At 33.0% G+C, this 18,690-nt stretch carries 14 protein-coding genes; 13 read left to right on the top strand and 1 reads right to left on the bottom strand.

The annotated features are described in order from the left end of the window. Nucleotides 1–5: 5 nt before the first annotated feature. The 5 genes from EM932_RS11975 to EM932_RS11960 all read left to right on the top strand — a co-directional run bounded on the left by EM932_RS11975 (nt 6) and on the right by EM932_RS11960 (nt 9,386). Entirely contained in the window at nt 6–1,661 is a 1,656-nt protein-coding gene (locus EM932_RS11975; RefSeq protein WP_135877430.1) for a solute:sodium symporter family transporter, read from the top strand. 18 nt (nt 1,662–1,679) lie between these two features. Continuing rightward, entirely contained in the window at nt 1,680–3,161 is a 1,482-nt protein-coding gene (glpK, locus tag EM932_RS20895; protein ID WP_170179785.1) for a glycerol kinase GlpK, read from the top strand. A 1-nt stretch (nt 3,162) separates the two neighbouring features. Next, on the top strand, nt 3,163–4,854 hold the full coding sequence (locus tag EM932_RS20890) for a glycerol-3-phosphate dehydrogenase/oxidase (protein WP_170179784.1): 1,692 nt from the start codon (nt 3,163–3,165) through the stop codon (nt 4,852–4,854). A gap of 16 nt (nt 4,855–4,870) precedes the next feature. Continuing rightward, complete coding sequence (locus tag EM932_RS11965; protein ID WP_135877429.1) at nt 4,871–8,179, top strand: VCBS repeat-containing protein; 3,309 nt, start codon at nt 4,871–4,873, stop codon at nt 8,177–8,179. Between the two features lie 601 nt (nt 8,180–8,780). Then, a complete protein-coding gene (locus tag EM932_RS11960) occupies nt 8,781–9,386 on the top strand; it encodes a hypothetical protein (protein ID WP_135877428.1) in 606 nt (201 codons plus the stop codon). Between the two features lie 44 nt (nt 9,387–9,430). On the opposite strand, the gene EM932_RS11955 is transcribed toward EM932_RS11960, so the two are convergent. Beyond that, a complete protein-coding gene (locus EM932_RS11955; RefSeq protein ID WP_135877427.1) occupies nt 9,431–10,699 on the bottom strand; it encodes an NAD(P)/FAD-dependent oxidoreductase in 1,269 nt (422 codons plus the stop codon). A gap of 86 nt (nt 10,700–10,785) precedes the next feature. Between EM932_RS11955 and EM932_RS11950 the strand changes: the two genes are divergently transcribed. Genes EM932_RS11950 through EM932_RS11915 form a run of 8 tightly spaced genes read left to right on the top strand, consistent with a single transcriptional unit; the run spans nt 10,786 to nt 18,689 of the window. Beyond that, nucleotides 10,786–12,321, top strand: coding sequence for an HAL/PAL/TAL family ammonia-lyase (locus EM932_RS11950; protein ID WP_135877426.1), 1,536 nt, complete (start codon nt 10,786–10,788; stop codon nt 12,319–12,321). After that, on the top strand, nt 12,321–13,454 hold the full coding sequence (locus EM932_RS11945; RefSeq protein WP_135877425.1) for a WG repeat-containing protein: 1,134 nt from the start codon (nt 12,321–12,323) through the stop codon (nt 13,452–13,454). Before EM932_RS11950 ends, EM932_RS11945 begins: the two co-directional genes overlap by 1 nt. A 21-nt stretch (nt 13,455–13,475) precedes the next feature. Further along, nucleotides 13,476–14,225 (top strand): 3-oxoacyl-ACP reductase FabG, encoded by a 750-nt coding sequence (gene fabG / locus EM932_RS11940; protein WP_135877424.1) that lies wholly within the window; start codon nt 13,476–13,478, stop codon nt 14,223–14,225. A 12-nt stretch (nt 14,226–14,237) separates the two neighbouring features. After that, complete coding sequence (locus EM932_RS11935; protein WP_135877423.1) at nt 14,238–15,470, top strand: beta-ketoacyl-[acyl-carrier-protein] synthase family protein; 1,233 nt, start codon at nt 14,238–14,240, stop codon at nt 15,468–15,470. After that, complete coding sequence (locus tag EM932_RS11930; protein WP_135877422.1) at nt 15,463–15,708, top strand: acyl carrier protein; 246 nt, start codon at nt 15,463–15,465, stop codon at nt 15,706–15,708. The genes EM932_RS11935 and EM932_RS11930 overlap by 8 nt, the downstream gene beginning before the upstream one ends. Nucleotides 15,709–15,729: 21 nt before the next feature. Beyond that, nucleotides 15,730–16,614 (top strand): LpxL/LpxP family acyltransferase, encoded by an 885-nt coding sequence (locus EM932_RS11925; protein ID WP_135877421.1) that lies wholly within the window; start codon nt 15,730–15,732, stop codon nt 16,612–16,614. 4 nt (nt 16,615–16,618) lie between these two features. Beyond that, on the top strand, nt 16,619–17,542 hold the full coding sequence (locus EM932_RS11920; protein ID WP_135877420.1) for a dialkylrecorsinol condensing enzyme DarA: 924 nt from the start codon (nt 16,619–16,621) through the stop codon (nt 17,540–17,542). Nucleotides 17,543–17,552: 10 nt separating this feature from the next. After that, on the top strand, nt 17,553–18,689 hold the full coding sequence (locus EM932_RS11915; protein WP_135877419.1) for a beta-ketoacyl-ACP synthase III: 1,137 nt from the start codon (nt 17,553–17,555) through the stop codon (nt 18,687–18,689). Nucleotide 18,690 lies beyond the last annotated feature (1 nt).

The raw sequence follows: 18,690 nt of genomic DNA, 5'->3' as shown, positions 1-18,690 counted from the left end.
AAACTATGGGAACGCTATCAATTATTTCATTTATTGGTTTTACATTATTGGTAGCCTTTATTGCGTGGTATGCAACACGCAAAACAGACGAGAGGTCTGCAGACGGTTATTATCTTGGAGGAAGAAGTTTAGGAGCTATTACCATTGCAGGTTCTTTATTACTAACAAATCTTTCAGCAGAACAAATTGTTGGACTAAATGGACAATCTTTTGCTCAAGGTGTGCTAGTGATGGCTTGGGAAACATTAGCTGCAATTTCTATGATTGTAACAGCTATTTATCTCTTACCAAAATATATGCGATCTGGCATTACTACGATTCCACAATTTATTCAGGAACGATTTGATGCGCAAACCAAATCAATATTATCCATACTCTTTTTGGTAGCTTTTGGCATTGTATTATTGCCAACTATATTATACTCAGGCTCCTTGGCATTCAGTACCATGTTTGATTTACCAAAGACTTTAGGAATATCTCAATCCGCTGTCATTTGGCTATGTGTTTGGTCCATAGGAATTATTGGCTCTATATATGCCATTTTTGGAGGGCTAAAAGCAGTAGCTGTTTCCGATTTAGTTAACGCTATAGGCTTATTAATCGGAGGGCTTTTAATTCCTGTTTTTGGTTTAATGCTTATAGGAGATGGTAGTGTGTCAAACGGAATAAGCACATTATGGGAGGCTAACCCAGATAAGTTTAACGCCAAAGGAGACATAGATTCGTTTATTCCATTCAGTACTATTTTTACGGGAATGATGATTGCCCAGATGTACTACTGGGGAACGAATCAATCTATTTTACAACGTGTATTCGGAGCTAAAAGTTTAAAAGAAGGCCAAAAAGGGATGATACTTGCTGGGTTTGTAAAGTTCTTAATTCCAATTATTGTTGTATTACCAGGTATCATTGCCTGGCATCTATTTGAAGGAAGCTTAGAAAATGCAGATCAGGCGTATCCGGCACTAGTACGAAAAGTATTGCCTGGAGCATTTTTAGGGTTCTTTGCCGCCGTTTTATTTGGAGCTGTTTTAAGTTCATTTAATAGTTTATTAAATAGTAGTTCTACTTTGTTTGGTGTTGATCTCTATCGTCAATATTTCAATAAGAATGCTTCTGAAATACAAATGGTGAAAGCAGGAAAAATATTCGGCATGATTCTAGCTATAATATCCATGACAATATCTCCATTCATCGCCAATGCACCCGATGGTTTGTTTTCATATATTCAGGAATCTTTAGGAAGTTTAAGTGTTCCGATACTAGCCGTTGTAACCGTTGGAATAATCACCAAAAATGTGCCTGCTTTGGGAGCTAAAATTGTTTTAACAGTTGGCGTGTTAATGTATTTAGTGAGCCAGTTTGTATTAAGCCCTTATTTTGTTGAAACGGCACTTGCAGAAGCAGCAGCTAATGGTATTACAAATGCAAAAGAATTGAATATTATAAAAGCGAAGGCATATCCTCATTTTTTACATATTATGGGAATCCTGTTTGTTATTAATGTCGCTTTCATGTTATTAATGGGTAAATTATACCCTAATAAAAACATCTACACACCTACAATTACGGAACAAATAGATATTGAACCATGGAAATATGCTAAGGTGATAGGAATAATAATTACGATACTTGTTTTAAGTACTTATTTTATTTTTTAATTAAAATATGGCCCTATAATGAATAAGAAATATGTCATAGCATTCGATCAAGGAACAACAAGTACAAGAACCATTGTCTTCGATGACAAAGGACAAATAAAAGCAATTGCTCAAAAAGAACTAACTCAACATTACCCGCAATCTGGTTGGGTAGAGCATGATGCCTTAGAAATTTATAACGATCAATTAGAAACTTTTAATCAAGCACTTTCAGAGTCTGGCATAAAAACCGAAGAAATTGCAGCAATCGGTATTACAAACCAAAGAGAAACAACCGTAGTTTGGGATAAAGAAACAGGAGAACCTATCCATAATGCCATTGTTTGGTTAGACAAAAGAACCTCTGAGATTTGCAAGGAACTTAAGCAAAGAGAGCTTTCAAAATACATTCAAAAAAATACAGGACTTGTGATAGACTCCTATTTTTCTGGAACTAAATTAAAATGGATTTTAGAACATGTGGAAGGTGCACAAGCAAAAGCAGAGCAAGGTAAATTATTATTTGGTACGATTGATAGTTGGTTAATCTATAAATTCACCAACGGTAAAAAGCATGTCACGGATCATACCAATGCATCCAGAACCATGATTTACAATATAAAGACATTAAACTGGGATAAAAAGCTATTAGAGGTTTTAAATATCCCTGAACCAATGCTTCCTAAAGTTCAAAACTCCTCTTCAGATTTTGGCTCGATTGATTATAAAGGTATAGACATCCCTATTTATGGTGTTGCTGGAGATCAGCAAGCATCATTATTTGGTCAAGGAGGCTTTTACTCTGGCATTGCAAAGAGTACTTATGGAACAGGCTGTTTCATATTACTAAATACAGGAGAAAAACAAGTAAAGTCTAAAAAAGGCCTTTTAACAACACTAGCCTGCAGCCTCGACTCTGAACCCGTAAATTATGCATTAGAAGGCAGTATTTTTGCTGGAGGCGCGTCTATTCAATGGTTACGAGATCGGATGCAAATTATTGAAAAGGCAAGTGATACTGAGGCTATTTGTACGAGCATTCCGCCTTTAAAAAAGGTATATGTTGTACCGGCATTTGCTGGTTTAGGAGCCCCACACTGGGATGCCAAAGCCAAAGGAAGTGTTTATGGTATGACATTAGATACAGGAAAAAATGAACTTATAAAGGCAACTGTTGAAGCTTTAGCATACCAAACTAAAGACGTTATAAATGCTATGGTTAAGGATAGCAATGAAGAAATAGTAACCCTAAAAGTGGATGGTGGCGCCAGTGCTAATAATTATCTCATGCAATTTCAGTCAGACCTTTTAAATGTAGATGTAGATAGACCAAAAATGATAGAAGTAACAGCATTTGGAGCAGCATTATTAGCTGGTATAAAAGCAAATGTATGGACTAAAGATGATGTAGAAACTATACGAGAAGTTGATACTGTTTTTAGTCCAGAAATGGATAATAAAACAAGAAAACAAAAATATAAAGGCTGGAAAAAGGCCGTAAATAGAACTAAAAGACATTAGAATGAAAGTAGATAAGGAAGAAGGAAGAAAACGTTTTTCAGTTTTAAACAGAGATAAACAGTTTGAAAAGTTAAACAATAAAAAGTTTGATTTAGCTATTATAGGTGGAGGTGTTACAGGAGCTGGTATTGCATTAGATGCTGCTTCAAGAGGATTAAAAGTGTGCCTTGTAGAAAAAAACGACTTTGCCTCAGGGACTAGTAATAAATCCACAAAATTGATTCATGGCGGTTTACGATATTTAAAACAATTAGAAATAGGTTTAGTAAAAGAATCTGGTTCAGAACGTGCTATCGTCCATAAATTAGCACCTCATTTAGTCATTCCGGAAAAAATGCTATTGCCTCTAGTTGAAGGTGGTACCTATGGCAAAATGATGACTTCCATTGGATTGATGGTTTATGATATTTTAGCAAATGTATCTGGTAATGACAGACGTAAAATGTTAGATAAAAATGAAACCCTAACAAAAGAACCTTTATTAAATGAATCTGTAGTTTTAGGTGGAGGACTTTATGCTGAATATAGAACAGACGATGCCAGATTAACCATCGAAATACTAAAAAAAGCCGCTGAGTTTGGAGCCACAATAGTTAATTATTGTGAAATGGAATCGTTTAGTTATGATGCAGATTCCAAAATTGAGCATCTTAATTGTATTGATCATAACACAGGAAACAAGCTAAGTATCAGAGCAAGAAACTATGTATCTGCTGCGGGTCCTTGGGTTGATATTGTTCGGAAAAAAGACGCATCAATGAATCATAAATATTTACACTTAACTAAAGGTGTTCATATTGTTATTCCTTCTGAAAAATTACCAATAAATCAACCCGTTTATTTCGATGTACCTGATGGCAGAATGATTTTTGCAATTCCCAGAGGACGGGTTACTTATGTTGGTACGACCGACACCAATTATTCGAGTAATTTAGAACGCGTAGTGGCAACAAAAAGTGATGCAGAGTATTTACTAAATGCTATAAACAGTACATTCCCAGATATCAATTTAAATATTAATGATGTAGAGTCTAATTGGGCTGGATTAAGGCCTCTCATCCACGAAGAAGATAAAGATCCTTCAGAATTATCAAGAAAAGATGAGCTTTTTATTTCAGATAGCGGCCTTATTTCTATAGCAGGTGGGAAACTTACTGGTTATCGTAAAATGGCACAACGTGTTATTGAAGCCGTTTTAAAAACCATGAGTAAAAAGCGAAAATCCAAATTTAAAAAATCATCAACTGAAACAATTCCTTTAGTGAGCCCTGCACTTCATTCTAAAAAAGAGGTAAATGCTTATCAAGCAGATATAGAAAATCAATTATCTAAATTAGGAATTGTAGAGAGCTATCACGCTTGGTACTTATGTACTACTTATGGAAAACAGACCGATACCGTAATTGATAAAATGAAAGATTTTGAGAATGAAGATGCTTTAGAAAGATTAATTAGGGCAGAAACCTGGTATGGCATTCACTATGAAATGACCAATAGTTTAACGGATTTCTTTGTTAGACGCACTGGTCGTTTATATTTCAATATTCCAAGTATTAAAAAATATTTAGATATTGTTTTGAAAGATTTTATTATGTACTTAAATTGGAATGAATCCAGAATTAATTCTGAAAGCAACAATATTGAGTTACTAATACAGGACGCTACAACTTACTATACAGAAGAATTTAAATAAAAACACGATTAATAGTATGAAATTTAGAGTATTAAAAATAATGACTGGTTTGTTTGTTTTGATACTCTTTTTTAATTGTTCAAAAGAAAAAGAGTCTATTTCAAATAGTAAAATATTTGAAAGGCTTAGCGCTTCAAAATCAGGTATAGATTTTTCTAATACACTCACAGAAAACGATTCGCTTAATTATTTCACATACTCCTATTTGTACATGGGTGGCGGTGTTGCTATAGGAGACATAAACAATGATGGGTTAAAAGATATTTTTTTTACAGGAAATCAGGTTTCAAATAAATTATTTTTAAATAAAGGCAATCTTCAATTCGAAGACATCACAGATATTGCAGGTGTTTCTGGAGATAACAGATGGTATACAGGTGTTACTATGGCAGATATTAATGCCGATGGTTACTTAGATATTTATTGCTCTGTAGCCGGCAAATTTAATCCTAAAGAAAATCAGCTATACATTAATAACCAAGATGGCTCTTTTACTGAAAAAGCATCAGAATTTGGTTTAGCAGATAAAGGAAACAGTGTACAAGCTACTTTCTTTGACTATGATAAGGATGGAGATTTAGATGTATATGTTGCCAATTACCCCATAACCAAATTTAATGCCTCTGTTTATGTTTACCAGCAAAAAATGGCACAGGTTAATGATGTAGAAACCGATCATTTGTACAGAAACAATGGTACATCCTTTACAGATGTAACCAATCAAGCAGGCGTAAAAAGTTTTGGTTTAACATTAAGTGCAACTGTTGGTGATTTAAATAACGATACATGGCCAGATTTGTATATTTCAAACGATTTTGCCTCGCCAGATTACATGTACATAAACAACCAAGACGGCACATTTAGAGAAGTTGTAAAACAAGCCACTTCACACACAGCTTTTTATGGTATGGGCGTAGATATAGCAGATTTTAATAACGATGGCAACTTAGATATCTACCAGGTAGATATGGATGCTAAAACTAATAAGCGTAAAAAGGCAAATATGGCAGGCATGAATCCAGATCTGTTTTGGGGGGTGGTAAATGCAGGATTTCATTACCAATATATGCAGAATTGCTTGCAATTAAACTCAGGTGTTTTTGAAGATAATAATCCGTTTTATTCCAACATATCAAGATTAACAGGGGTTTCTTCAACAGATTGGAGTTGGGGACCTTTATTTGCAGATTTTGATAATGATGGTTTAAAAGATTTATTCATCTCAAACGGTACACGACGCGAGGTTAATAACCGTGACTTTTTCAATAATTTAAGAGATGATTTCTCTGTTGATAGCGATAGCACTTTAGCTATGAGCTTAAAAATTCCTTCCGAGAAAATCGATAATTTCATTTATAAAAACAAAGGCGGTTTAAAATTTAAACAAGCTAATAAAGATTGGGGTATTGAATTTAAAGGGTTTTCGAATGGTGTAGCTTACGCAGATTTAGATAATGATGGTGATTTAGAAATTATAACTAACAATATTGATGATTATGCTTCTGTTTTTGAAAATAAAAGTTCTGAAACCAATAACTATCTAAGTATCCAATTTGAAGGGACTCCAAAAAATAAATTTGGTTTAGGGAACCGTGTTTTTGTTACTTCTAACGATGAAACACAAATGCAAGAGCTTACATTAACCCGTGGATTTCAATCTTCGGTAGCGCCAGAAATACATTTTGGTTTAGGTGTATCTGACACCATTAGTGAATTAAAGGTGGTTTGGACAGATGGAAAAATTCAAAAATTAAATAATGTTTCAAGCAATCAAACCATTGTTTTAAAATACTCGGATGCTAAAAATGATTCGGAAACGATTTTAAACGACACGAAAAAGATATTTTCTTCTCATGTAAAAGCTATTTTTCCAAAACATAAACACGACGAAAATAATTTTGATGACTTTAAATATCAGGTGCTTTTACCTCACAAAATGTCAACACTTGGTCCTGCACTTGCCGTTGGTGATTTAAATCAGGACGGTTTAGATGATTATTTTATTGGTGGATCTTTTAATAGAACAGGAAGCTTATTTTTTCAAACAGATAACGGGTTTGAAATTCAAAATTCAGATGCATTCCAGTCTAATAAATTAAGTGAAGACCTAGGGGCTTTAATTTTTGATGCAGACAATGATGGTGATAATGATATATACGTGGTAAGTGGTGGTTATGAATTTTCGCCAGAATCCAAAATGCTATTAGATAGGTTATATATAAATGATGGAAGCGGGCATCTAACAAAAACAAAAAATGCTTTACCCGAAATGATAGTGAGTGGATCTAAAGTCTATAATCTTGATTTTAATAAAGATGGTAAGCAGGATTTATTGGTTTTAGGAAGGCAAATCCCAGGTAATTATCCATCCGCAGCAAATAGCTTTTTATTGGAAAATAAGACAGAAGATGGTATTGTAAAATTTGAAGATGTTACCAAAAAATTCGCTAGCTCTTTTGAAAACCTAGGCATGGCAACAAGTGCCATTATCACCGATTTTAATAATGATGAGTGTCAAGACATCATTATAGTTGGAGAATGGATGCCCGTCCATGTGTTTCAAAATACAAAGAATGGTTTTAAAGAAGTATCAAAAGACGTTGGTCTTACAAAAGACACTACGGGGTGGTGGTGGTGTATTAATGGAGGAGATTTTGATAATGATGGTGACATGGATTATATCGTTGGAAATAACGGACTGAATTATAAATATAAAGCCACTGAAAATGAAACTTTTGATATTTATGTCAATGACTTTGATAACGACAGTAAAAAAGATATTGTATTAAGTTACTATAACGAAGGCAAGCAATATCCAGTAAGAGGACGAGAATGTTCATCGCAACAAATACCAAATATTAAAGAGAAGTTTAAAAACTACGAAAGTTTTTCTGAAGCTACTCTGGTTGATGTTTATGAAGAAAAATCCCTAGAATCTGCCTTGCATTATCAAGTAAAATCCTTTGCTAGTATTTATCTAGAAAATAAAGACGGAAAGTTTATAATACATGAGTTACCTGTTGAAGCTCAAATGTCTAGTATCAACAAAATTCTTATTGATGATTATGACAGTGATGGTGCTTTAGATGCCCTAATTGCAGGAAACTTATTTATGTCTGAAGTTGAAACACCACGTAATGATGCTGGTTACGGTTTGTTTTTGAAAGGAAATAATTCGGGTTCGTTTCAAGCTTTACCTCCTTCTGTAAGTGGATTGTTTATTCCTGGCGATGTAAAAGATTTAGAAACTATTACTGTAAAAAACAAACAGTATATAGTAGCCGTAAAGAATAATGATAGTTTACAGGCTATAAAAGTGAACTAACTATATCAAATTTAAAAGCACACTATCTCACTCTTTGTGTATCCACATTCCAATATTTCTATTAAATAAAGTGAGCTCGATATATTAAAACTTAACAATCAGTTGTTTAATTGTTTTAATAAAGAAACTATGTCATTCCGAACGCTACGGAGAGTAAAATATATTTTACTTGAACGTATATAGCATAGCTATTGAGGAGGAATCCCATCCTTATGAGATTTCTCGAAAGTTTATCTTGAGTACTTCGACTACGCTCAGCATAAACTAAAGTCGAAAGGCTCATACTTCGCTCTGTCGAAATGACAAACACTTGAAAATCATTTCTTTAATATTATTTTTCTAAAAAGAATTAAATCGAAACTGACGTTAAATAAATTGAAAAATCGATAAACGGAAAACTATAGAAGAGACACAACATCTTTCCTTTATTAAACATAAGTACTTCCCTTACATTCAAGAATTCATTGCAAATAAGATAATTCTATTTGGAAGTAACTCCTAGAGAAAACAAAAGGCACACAATTAATTAAAGTTTTATTTATAAGTGATTTCCTTTATATTTGAAAGTTCATAACTACAATTTTAACAATTATATATTTATATGAAAAAACAATTAACAATTATTTCAGCAATCTTTTTTACATCTCTGATGTTTTCTCAAAAGGTCAAAGTTAAAGAAGGTGATTTTAAAAACTTAAAAGAAATTACAGAGTACAACCTACAATTTGAGTACTCGGATTTAAAGATCCCAAAGTATGACTCGGAAGAAGATTTTCTTAAAGATAAAATGAAAAAAAGGGAAGACAAGGAAGCTGGTGCAGGAGAAAAATTTAAAGCTTCATGGTTTGCAGATAGAAAAGACAGATATGAACCAAAATTCATAGAATCATTTAACAAAAGATTTGAAGACGGTGAAGTAAAAGCAACTCAAAATACTGCTGCAAAATACACTTTGCTTGTAAAAACCACTATGATGTACGCAGGTTATAATGTTGGTATAGTGAGACAAAACGCAAAAATAGAAGCTACTCTTGTTGTATTTGAAACTAAAACTCCTGATGTTATTTTATTTTCAGCAGACTATACTAAAGTAGAAGGATATGGAGCTATGGGGAATGACTATAATTCTGGATACCGTATCTCTGAAGCTTATGCAAAACTAGCTAAAGAATTCGCTAAAAACCTAAAGAAAAAAGCACTAAAATAATTAGGGCACGTAAACGAATATTAAAAGAAAAAGCGAATAACTTTCTAGTTATTCGCTTTTTCTTTTTCCATATCAATGATATGAGCCACAGCCTTGACCAGTCTATGATGATTCTTAACAAAAGGGTTCGTTTCATCCCAAACATATCCAGCTAAAACAGCACATATTTGTTTTTTTATCTCTGGATTTTCTGGCTTATGAAAAAATAATTTTTGAAGATTTCCAGTATACCATTCCTTTACATAAGTCGCAAAAACATTAACACCCCTTTTAATATAATCTGAATACTCTACTTCCCAATCAACTTCAGTATTCTGTAATTCTTTAGTAATTAATTTTGCAGCAAGTAAAGCAGATTCAGTCGCAAATGTAACCCCAGAAGAAAATACAGGATCTAAAAACTCGGCACTATTACCAGTAAGCACATATCCCTTGCCATAAAGTTGAGTCACAGATTTAGAGTAATTTTTTATTTCAACTGGATTGAATAAAAAATCAACACCATCAAACCTATCATTATAATAATCTGAAAGTTTGAGCATTTTTGCCAACTTTTCAGTCGGCGTACCTTCAAAAGATTCTATAAATTCTGTTGGTCCAACATAACCAATACTCGTTGTATCATCAGAAAACGGAATAACCCATAACCATACTCGCCTATCTATGACATCAAATGTTATGCGCGTACCTTCCCACCCTTCAGGACGTTTTATATCTTTTACATGTGTAAATATTGAAGACTGATTAAGAAGTTCTGATGGCTTTTCTAAATTTAAAAGTCGCGGTAAAACCCTACCGTATCCGCTTGAGTCAATAATATATTTTGCTCTAATGGTATTACTTTCTCCTTCCTTATTCTTAATGGTTGTTAGAGAACTACCATCTTCATTAAAAACAACATCAACCACCTCATGTTCAAAAGCAATATCTACACCTCGTTTTATAAGCTCATTTGCAAGTACATTATCAAAATCTGCTCGCGGCGCTTGCCAAGTCCAATCCCAACCTTCGGTATGTTTCTTACTGAAATCGAAATTACACACCTCTTCTCCCCTAATAAATCGCGCTCCTTTTTTAACTTCAAAATCACATTTTTTTAGACTATCCAACAAGCCTACTTCTTCAAAATGATCCATGCATCTAGGCAACAAGCTTTCTCCTATAACAAACCTTGGAAACTTACTTTTTTCTATCACTTTTATCCTACAACCCTTGTCGTATAAATATGATGCTGAAACACATCCAGATGGTCCTGCACCTATAATTAATACGTCAATACTTTCTTCACTCGTAATCTTTTTAGTTGGTATCATTTATTATTCTAAATTTGCATTCCAAAATAACTATTTTATCTTTAGTTATTAAAATATTATTTTTAAATTTTACCAACACAGTCTAGATGTTAAAACTTAATGGAACTTTAGGTCTTGAAGATTTTTACAAAATCATTTTTGAAAACAATCCTATCGAAATTGATAATACGGTTTTTGAAACTATTGAAAATAGTTTTAATTTTTTAAAAACGTTTTCGGAAAATAAAACTATATATGGCGTTAACACAGGCTTTGGCCCCATGGCGCAATATAAAATAGATGATACAGATCGTATAAAACTACAGTACAACTTAATTAGAAGTCATGCTTCTGGCACAGGAAACATTATTGATCCTATGTATGTAAAAGCAGCTATGCTAGCTCGATTAAATACGTTGTCATTAGGTCATTCTGGAGTACATAAATCGGTAATAGAATTAATGAGTGCATTAATTAACAGAGATATCATTCCGTTAATTTACGAACATGGCGGTGTTGGTGCTAGTGGCGATTTAGTGCAATTAGCTCATTTAGCACTTGTTTTAATTGGTGAAGGTGAAGTTTTTTATAAGAATGAATTAAAACCCACAAAAGAAGTTTTTGAAATAGAAAACTTAAAACCTATTACTGTTGCTTTACGAGAAGGGCTGGCTTTAATGAATGGTACTTCTGTAATGACTGGTATTGGTATTATAAACACCATAAACACCAGACGATTACTTAATTGGGTGATCTTGTGTTCTTCAGCAATCAATGAAATCGTTCAGGCTTACGATGATCACTTATCCTTTGAGTTAAACCAAACAAAAAAACATAAAGGACAGCGAGAAGTTGCTAAACAAATGAGAACACATTTAAGTGACAGCAAGCTAACCAGAAAACGTGAAGAGTTTTTATATAATAAAAACCCAGAAGTTACCATCTTTGAAGAAAAAGTACAAGAATATTATTCTTTACGATGTGTCCCTCAAGTATTAGGACCCGTTTTAGATACTTTAAATAATATAGAAAACATTTTAATTGAAGAAGTGAATTCTGCAAACGACAACCCTATAGTTAATGTAGAAAAACAACATGTATACCATGGTGGAAACTTTCATGGCGATTATGTGTCGTTAGAAATGGATAAATTAAAATTAGTTGTTACCAAAATGAGCATGCTGGCTGAACGCCAACTTAACTACTTGTTAAACCCTAATCTTAACAATATTCTTCCTGCATTTGTAAACCTTGGGACGTTAGGTTTAAACTTTGGTATGCAAGGTGTTCAATTTACGGCAACATCTACTACAGCTGAAAATCAAATGTTGTCCAACCCTATGTATGTTCATAGTATCCCAAATAATAACGATAATCAAGACATTGTTAGCATGGGAACCAATGCAGCATTAATTACAAAAAAAGTTATTGAAAATGCTTTTGAAGTCGTTGCTATTGAAATGATAACCATAGTACAGGCTATTGAATATCTTAAAACACAAGATAAAATATCTACAAAAACTAAAAAAATGTATGATGCTGTAAGACATTTAGTTCCTATATTTACAGAAGACATAGTCATGTACCCTTATGTAAATAAGATTAAAGACTTTATTATGAATCATGAAAACAATATAGTATAATGAAATTTCACTACACGTTACTTTTTACGTTTTTTTTAAATCTAACATTTGTTAATGCACAAGAATTAGCCCTAGTTAGAGATAACGATCTTTTTGGTTATATTAACACATCAGGAGAATATGTTATTCAACCTCAATTTAAAAAAGCTGGAAACTTTTCTGAAGGATATGCCGCCGCTTTTAAAGATGAAAAATGGGGTCTAATTGACACATCTGGCAAGTGGGTTCTTAATCCTGAGTTCGATAGAGTAAAAAGCTTCAATTCTGGTTATGTATTAGTGCTCCAAAATGACGAATGGAATTACGTCAATGCTTCGGGAGAAAAATTAAGCACTCCTGTAACAGAAAAATATTATGATTTTAATGATGGAGTTGCTTTTCTAAAAAAAGCTAAAAAAACTGGACTTATCGGAACTGACGGAAAACTTATTTTAGAACCAACATACGATGCCATTAAACCATTTATTAATGGATATGCTAAGGTGCGAAAAGGAGATTATTGGGGTATCATAGATAAAAAAGGAGCCGTTTTTATTCCTGTAGAATACTCTGAAATAGGAGGTTACAATAAACGTGGTGTCTGGGCAAAAAAAGGTGAAACTTTCGGTATTGTTAGTAATAAGAAGTTTAACGCAATAGCTGGGATTGATAAAATTTGGGATTTTAATGACAATTCCGAATTAACCTATGCAAGAAGTAATAAAAAAATTGGGTTTATAAATAATTCTGGTGAATGGGTAATTAAACCTTCATTTGAAAAAGCAAGAGCCTTTAATAATGGCTTAGCTCCTGTTTTTAAAAACAAATTTTGGGGCTATATTAATGAAAAAGGAGAAGAAGTAATCGCACTCAACTTTAGAGATGCTGAAACTTTCTCAGCTGATGGTTTAGCTCCTGTGAAAGAAAAAAAACTGTGGGGTTTTATTAATAAATCTGGAAAAATGGTCATTCCAGCACAATATCAAATTACTGCAGGCGGATTATCTTTATTTAGTAAAAACGCCATTAAAGGTTTTTATAAAGGATTAGCTCGTGTAAAAAAAGGTAAACAATGGGGGTTCATAAATACTAAAGGTGAAGTATTAGGTGATAAATGGTATCAAAATGTTGAACTTTTTTCAAAAAAACGCTAAGCCCTAACTCTCATTCTAAAAATGGACAAAAATAACATTACAAAATATGCTTTAGTAACTGGCGGGTCAAGAGGGATCGGAAAAGCGATCTGTATTCAACTAGCCAAAGACACTAGTTATCACATTTTAATTAACTATCAAAGTAATAAACAAGCTGCTCTAGACACATTAGAAAGTGTTAAAGAAGCTGGTGGCACAGGGGAACTATTACAATTTAATGTGGTTGATAATGAAGAAGTAAAATCTGTTTTAGACAACTGGCACGAAAACAATAAAGACGCTATTATTGAAGTAATAGTTAATAATGCTGGAATAACAAAAGACGGCTTATTTATGTGGATGACTTCTGAAGACTGGAATAATGTTGTTAATACTAGCCTTAATGGATTCTTTAATGTAACAAATCATTTAATTCAAAAGTTGTTGGTTCAAAAATATGGACGTATTATCAATATTGTTTCATTATCTGGTCTTAAAGGCACTCCAGGTCAAACCAATTATTCTGCAGCAAAAGGAGCAGTTATAGGAGCCACTAAAGCTTTAGCTCAAGAAATAGCTAAACGTAAGATTACGGTAAATGCAGTTGCCCCAGGATTTATTAAAACAGATATGACTGGGGATTTAGATGAAAAAGAATTAAAAAAATCAGTCCCTGCAAATCGTTTTGGAGATCCCGAAGAAGTGGCACATTTGGTATCTTTTTTAGCATCCGAAAAAGCATCTTACATTACAGGGGAAGTTATAAATATAAATGGGGGCATTTATTCATAAATAATTTGAAAGATGAGAAGAGTTGTTATAACTGGCATGGGAATTTATTCCTGTATTGGTAAAAATTTAGAAGAAGTGAAAACGTCTCTTTATAACGGTACCTCTGGAATTATCTCTGACGAAAAAAGAAAACCTTTTGGATATCGTTCATCCTTAACAGGGATGGTAGAGACACCTAACCTTAAAAATCTCCTTACAAGAAGACAACGCATTAGTCTAGGAGAAGAAGGAGCATATGCTTATATGGCAACCATTGAAGCCTTGGAAAACGCAAAAATCACTCAAGAGTTTATAGATGCTAACGAAGTAGGAATTCTTTACGGTAATGATAGTACAGCAAAGTCTATTATAGAATCTGTTGATAAGATTAGAGAAAAAAAAGACACGACCTTGGTAGGTTCAGGATCTATTTTTAAAGGCATGAACTCTACCGTAACCATGAATCTCTCTACTATTTTTAAATTAACAGGTGTTAATTTCACTGTAAGTGCTGCCTGCGCAAGTGGCTCTCACGCTATTGGCATGGCATATCAACTTATAAAAAGTGGCCTTCAAGACTGTATTATATGTGGGGGTGCTCAAGAAATTAATGAACTAGCCATGGCCAGTTTTGATGGTTTAGGAGTGTTTTCTTCAAACGAAGAACAACCAGCAAAGGCATCGCGTCCATTTGATAAAAATCGTGACGGTCTTATTCCTAGTGGTGGTGGGGCAACCTTAGTAGTAGAAAGTTATGAGTCTGCCATAAAGAGAGGAGCCCCTATTTTAGGTGAAATTATAGGCTATGGTTTTTCGTCAAACGGAGAACATATTTCGACACCAAATGTCAATGGTCCTTCCCGCGCCATGAATAAAGCTATTTCACAAGCAAACATTCCCGTAAATAATATAGACTATGTTAATGCACATGCTACTTCAACACCCGTTGGAGATGCCAATGAAGCTAAAGCAATATTTGATGTTTTTGGAGAAAACGGTCCTTATGTAAGCTCTACAAAGTCTATGACAGGACATGAATGCTGGATGGCTGGAGCTAGTGAAATTATATATTCAATGCTTATGATGCAGCACTCTTTTATTGCTCCTAACATAAATCTGGAGAAACCAGATGAAGATGCCGCAAAATTAAATTTGGTAAGCAAAACGATAGATAAAAAAATTGATGTATTTTTGTCCAACTCTTTTGGGTTTGGAGGAACAAATTCAGCATTAATAATAAAAAAAATAAAGAACAAAGATGAATAAAGAAGTTATTATTGAAAAAATAAACGACTTTCTTATCGATGAATTTGAAGTTGAAAATGATGATATTTCACCCGAAGCTAACTTAAAAGAAACTCTTGAGTTGGACAGTTTAGATTTTGTAGATCTTGTTGTATCCATTGAATCTAATTTTGGTGTTAAATTAGTAGGAGAAGATTTTATAAATATTATTTCACTTCAAGATTTTTACAATCTTATTGAAAACAAATTAAAAGAATAAAACAATTTTACTCTAACATATATGGCTGCTGAATGGAAAGGAAAGTCCAGAGGTACAGTTCTAGGCTATAAAATATTCATATTTTGTATCAAAAAACTGGGATTACGTTCGGCATACTTTATTTTATATTTTGTTGCTGCTTATTTCTGCCTTTTTGCAATGGATAGCACAATAGCTACCTACTATTACTTCCATAAAAGACTAAACTATTCCAAATTTAAAAGTATAGTAAGTATTTACAGAAGTTACTTTGTTTTTGGACAAACAATAATAGACAAAATTGCTATTTCTTCCGGGTTAAAATCTAAATTCACATATGATTATGATGGTGTAGATCGTATAAAAGAAATACTAAAACAAAAAAAAGGAGGTATACTTATAAGTGGTCATATGGGTAATTTTGAAATTGCTCAGCATTTTTTTGGAGAATTAGAAGAAAATGAATGCATAAGTTTACTCACAACTAATGTTGAACATACAGCTATAAAAGATTACCTTGATAGTGTTACAAAAAAGCCTAACATAAAAATTATTCTTATTAAAGAAGACCTTTCCCATATCTTTGAAATTAATGCAGCATTGGCAAGAAATGAAATTGTTTGTATAACAGGAGACCGTTACATTAAAGATTCAAAATATTTGAAGGAAGAATTATTAGGTAAAGAAACTAAGTTTCCAGCTGGTCCATTTCTTATAAGCTCGCGATTACAAGTTCCTGTGCTTTTTGTATATGTCCTGAAAGAAACCAGAAAACACTACCACCTTTATGCAAGAACAGCCGAGGTAAACCATGGAGATGCTAAAGCATTGCTAAAAGAATATACGCAAAGCTTAGAATGGATGATTAAAAAACACCCATTACAATGGTTTAATTATTTTGATTTTTGGGATGCAAACAACAAGTAATAAAATGAAGAACATTCTAGTTATGCATTATTCTCAATCTGGTCAATTAACAGAAATCGTAAATAATATAGCGATACCTCTTAATAATTCCAAAAACATAAAAGTTGTTCATCACCAAATAAAAATGAAAACACCTTTTGCGTTTCCATGGAAAAAAAAAGATTTTTTAAATGTGTTTCCTGAATCTTTTCTTCAAATCCCTTCAAAAATAAAACCCATCCCTGAAGCAATTCTAAATCAAAAATTCGATTTAGTAATTTTAGGGTACTCCGTTTGGTATTTAAGCCCATCAATTCCAACAAATTCTTTCTTATGTACCCCAGAAGCCAAACAGTTACTGGCAAATACACCGGTAATTACAGTTATTGGTTGTAGAAATATGTGGATAATGGCTCAAGAAAAAATGAAAACCTTACTTAAGGAATGTGGTTCGAAATTAGTTGGCAACATTGTTTTAAGAGATAGACATATAAACCACATAAGTGTTATTACCATAGTACAATGGATGTTTACTGGAGAGAAAAAGAAGTATTTAGGCGTATTTCCTAAGCCGGGCGTGTCTCAAAAAGATATTGATGAATCTACAAGGTTTGGTAATGTTATATTAGATCATATCATTAGTAATAAGCTCGATAATCTTCAAAAAAGTCTAATAAAAGAAAAAGCTGTACTAATAAAACCTTTTTTAATTTTAGCAGATAAAAGAGCTAATGTTTTATTTGGTAAATGGGCAAAACTTATCTATTCTAAAGGGAAAAGAAATATCAATAAGCGTACAATTTGGATTAAAATGTTTAATTGTTATTTATTATTTGCCATTTGGATTATTGCTCCCGTGGTTTTTATTTTATTTTTGCTGACTTATTTGCCTTTGTCTGGAAAGATAAAAAAGGATAAAAAATATTATTCATCTGTAGAAATTAAATAGAAGGGATTAAATGAAAGACGTTTACATAACAAGAATATCAAAATTTTTACCAAATAACCCTATTAGTAATGATGAAATGGAAGGCATTTTAGGTCAAATTAATGGGAAGCCTTCTAGAGCAAAAAGAATAGTATTAAGAAATAATGGAATAAAGGAGCGTTATTACGCCATTAATAGTCAGGGTAAGATTACCCATACCAATGCAGAACTAACTCAAGAAGCCATTACAAAGTTATTTGACGATTCGTTTACTCAAAACTGTATGGAATTATTATGCTGTGGAACCTCTTCTCCCGATCAATTATTGCCCTCACATGCAGCCATGGTTCATGGTTTACTAGCAAATAAAAATCTGGAGATAAACTCAGCTTCAGGTATTTGTTGTGCAGGCATGAGTTCTTTAAAGTTTGGTTTTTTATCTGTAAAATCAGGGAATTCAAACAATGCAGTTTGTACGGGATCAGAAAGATCTTCTACACGAATACAGGCAAATATGTTTAATGAAGAAGCCGTGTCCCTTTCATCTTTAGAAGAGCAGCCTATCATAGCATTTAAAAAAGATTTTTTACGTTGGATGCTATCAGATGGAGCTGGGGCAATGCTGTTAGAAAACAAAAAAAATGAAGTAGGTCTCTCTTTAAAAATAGATTGGATGGAAGCCTATTCGTATGCGCATGAATTGGAAACCTGCATGTATTCTGGCGGAGAAAAAATTGCCGATGGGTCTATTAAGCCTTGGACAGAATACAATTCTAAAGAATGGTTAGAAGAATCTGTTTTTTCTGTAAAGCAAGATGTTAAAATTTTAGAAAAGCATGTTATTAATAAAGGTGTCGAAAGCTTGGAACTGGTCTTTAAAAAACATGCTAAAGACCCCTCAGATATCGACTATTTTCTACCTCATTTATCGTCAAATTATTTTGCTGAAAAATTAAAAACTGGCATTAAAGAAAAAGGGTTACAAATTCCAGAAAGTAGTTGGTTTACTAATTTAGATAAAGTGGGCAATGTTGGATCTGCCTCAATTTACTTAATGCTTGAAGAATTAATGTATTCTGGAAAGTTGAAAAAAGGAGACAAAATAATGCTATCAGTGCCAGAAAGCGGAAGATTTTCTTATGCTTATGCACATTTAACTGTTTGTTAAA

Source organism: Flavivirga rizhaonensis, assembly GCF_004791695.1.
Lineage (GTDB): Bacteria > Bacteroidota > Bacteroidia > Flavobacteriales > Flavobacteriaceae > Flavivirga > Flavivirga rizhaonensis.
The sequence above is the reverse complement of the archived record's forward strand: the minus strand, read 5'-3'. Positions and strand labels throughout refer to the sequence as shown.

Excerpts from the sequence above, each read along its gene's own strand:
- EM932_RS11975 (WP_135877430.1), top strand. The coding sequence starts at position 6 with ATGGGAACGCTATCAATTATTTCATTTATTGGTTTTACATTATTGGTA.
- glpK (WP_170179785.1), top strand. The coding sequence starts at position 1,680 with ATGAATAAGAAATATGTCATAGCATTCGATCAAGGAACAACAAGTACA.
- EM932_RS20890 (WP_170179784.1), top strand. The coding sequence starts at position 3,163 with ATGAAAGTAGATAAGGAAGAAGGAAGAAAACGTTTTTCAGTTTTAAAC.
- EM932_RS11965 (WP_135877429.1), top strand. The coding sequence starts at position 4,871 with ATGAAATTTAGAGTATTAAAAATAATGACTGGTTTGTTTGTTTTGATA.
- EM932_RS11960 (WP_135877428.1), top strand. The coding sequence starts at position 8,781 with ATGAAAAAACAATTAACAATTATTTCAGCAATCTTTTTTACATCTCTG.
- EM932_RS11955 (WP_135877427.1), bottom strand. The coding sequence starts at position 10,699 with ATGATACCAACTAAAAAGATTACGAGTGAAGAAAGTATTGACGTATTA.
- EM932_RS11950 (WP_135877426.1), top strand. The coding sequence starts at position 10,786 with ATGTTAAAACTTAATGGAACTTTAGGTCTTGAAGATTTTTACAAAATC.
- EM932_RS11945 (WP_135877425.1), top strand. The coding sequence starts at position 12,321 with ATGAAATTTCACTACACGTTACTTTTTACGTTTTTTTTAAATCTAACA.
- fabG (WP_135877424.1), top strand. The coding sequence starts at position 13,476 with ATGGACAAAAATAACATTACAAAATATGCTTTAGTAACTGGCGGGTCA.
- EM932_RS11935 (WP_135877423.1), top strand. The coding sequence starts at position 14,238 with ATGAGAAGAGTTGTTATAACTGGCATGGGAATTTATTCCTGTATTGGT.
- EM932_RS11930 (WP_135877422.1), top strand. The coding sequence starts at position 15,463 with ATGAATAAAGAAGTTATTATTGAAAAAATAAACGACTTTCTTATCGAT.
- EM932_RS11925 (WP_135877421.1), top strand. The coding sequence starts at position 15,730 with ATGGCTGCTGAATGGAAAGGAAAGTCCAGAGGTACAGTTCTAGGCTAT.
- EM932_RS11920 (WP_135877420.1), top strand. The coding sequence starts at position 16,619 with ATGAAGAACATTCTAGTTATGCATTATTCTCAATCTGGTCAATTAACA.
- EM932_RS11915 (WP_135877419.1), top strand. The coding sequence starts at position 17,553 with ATGAAAGACGTTTACATAACAAGAATATCAAAATTTTTACCAAATAAC.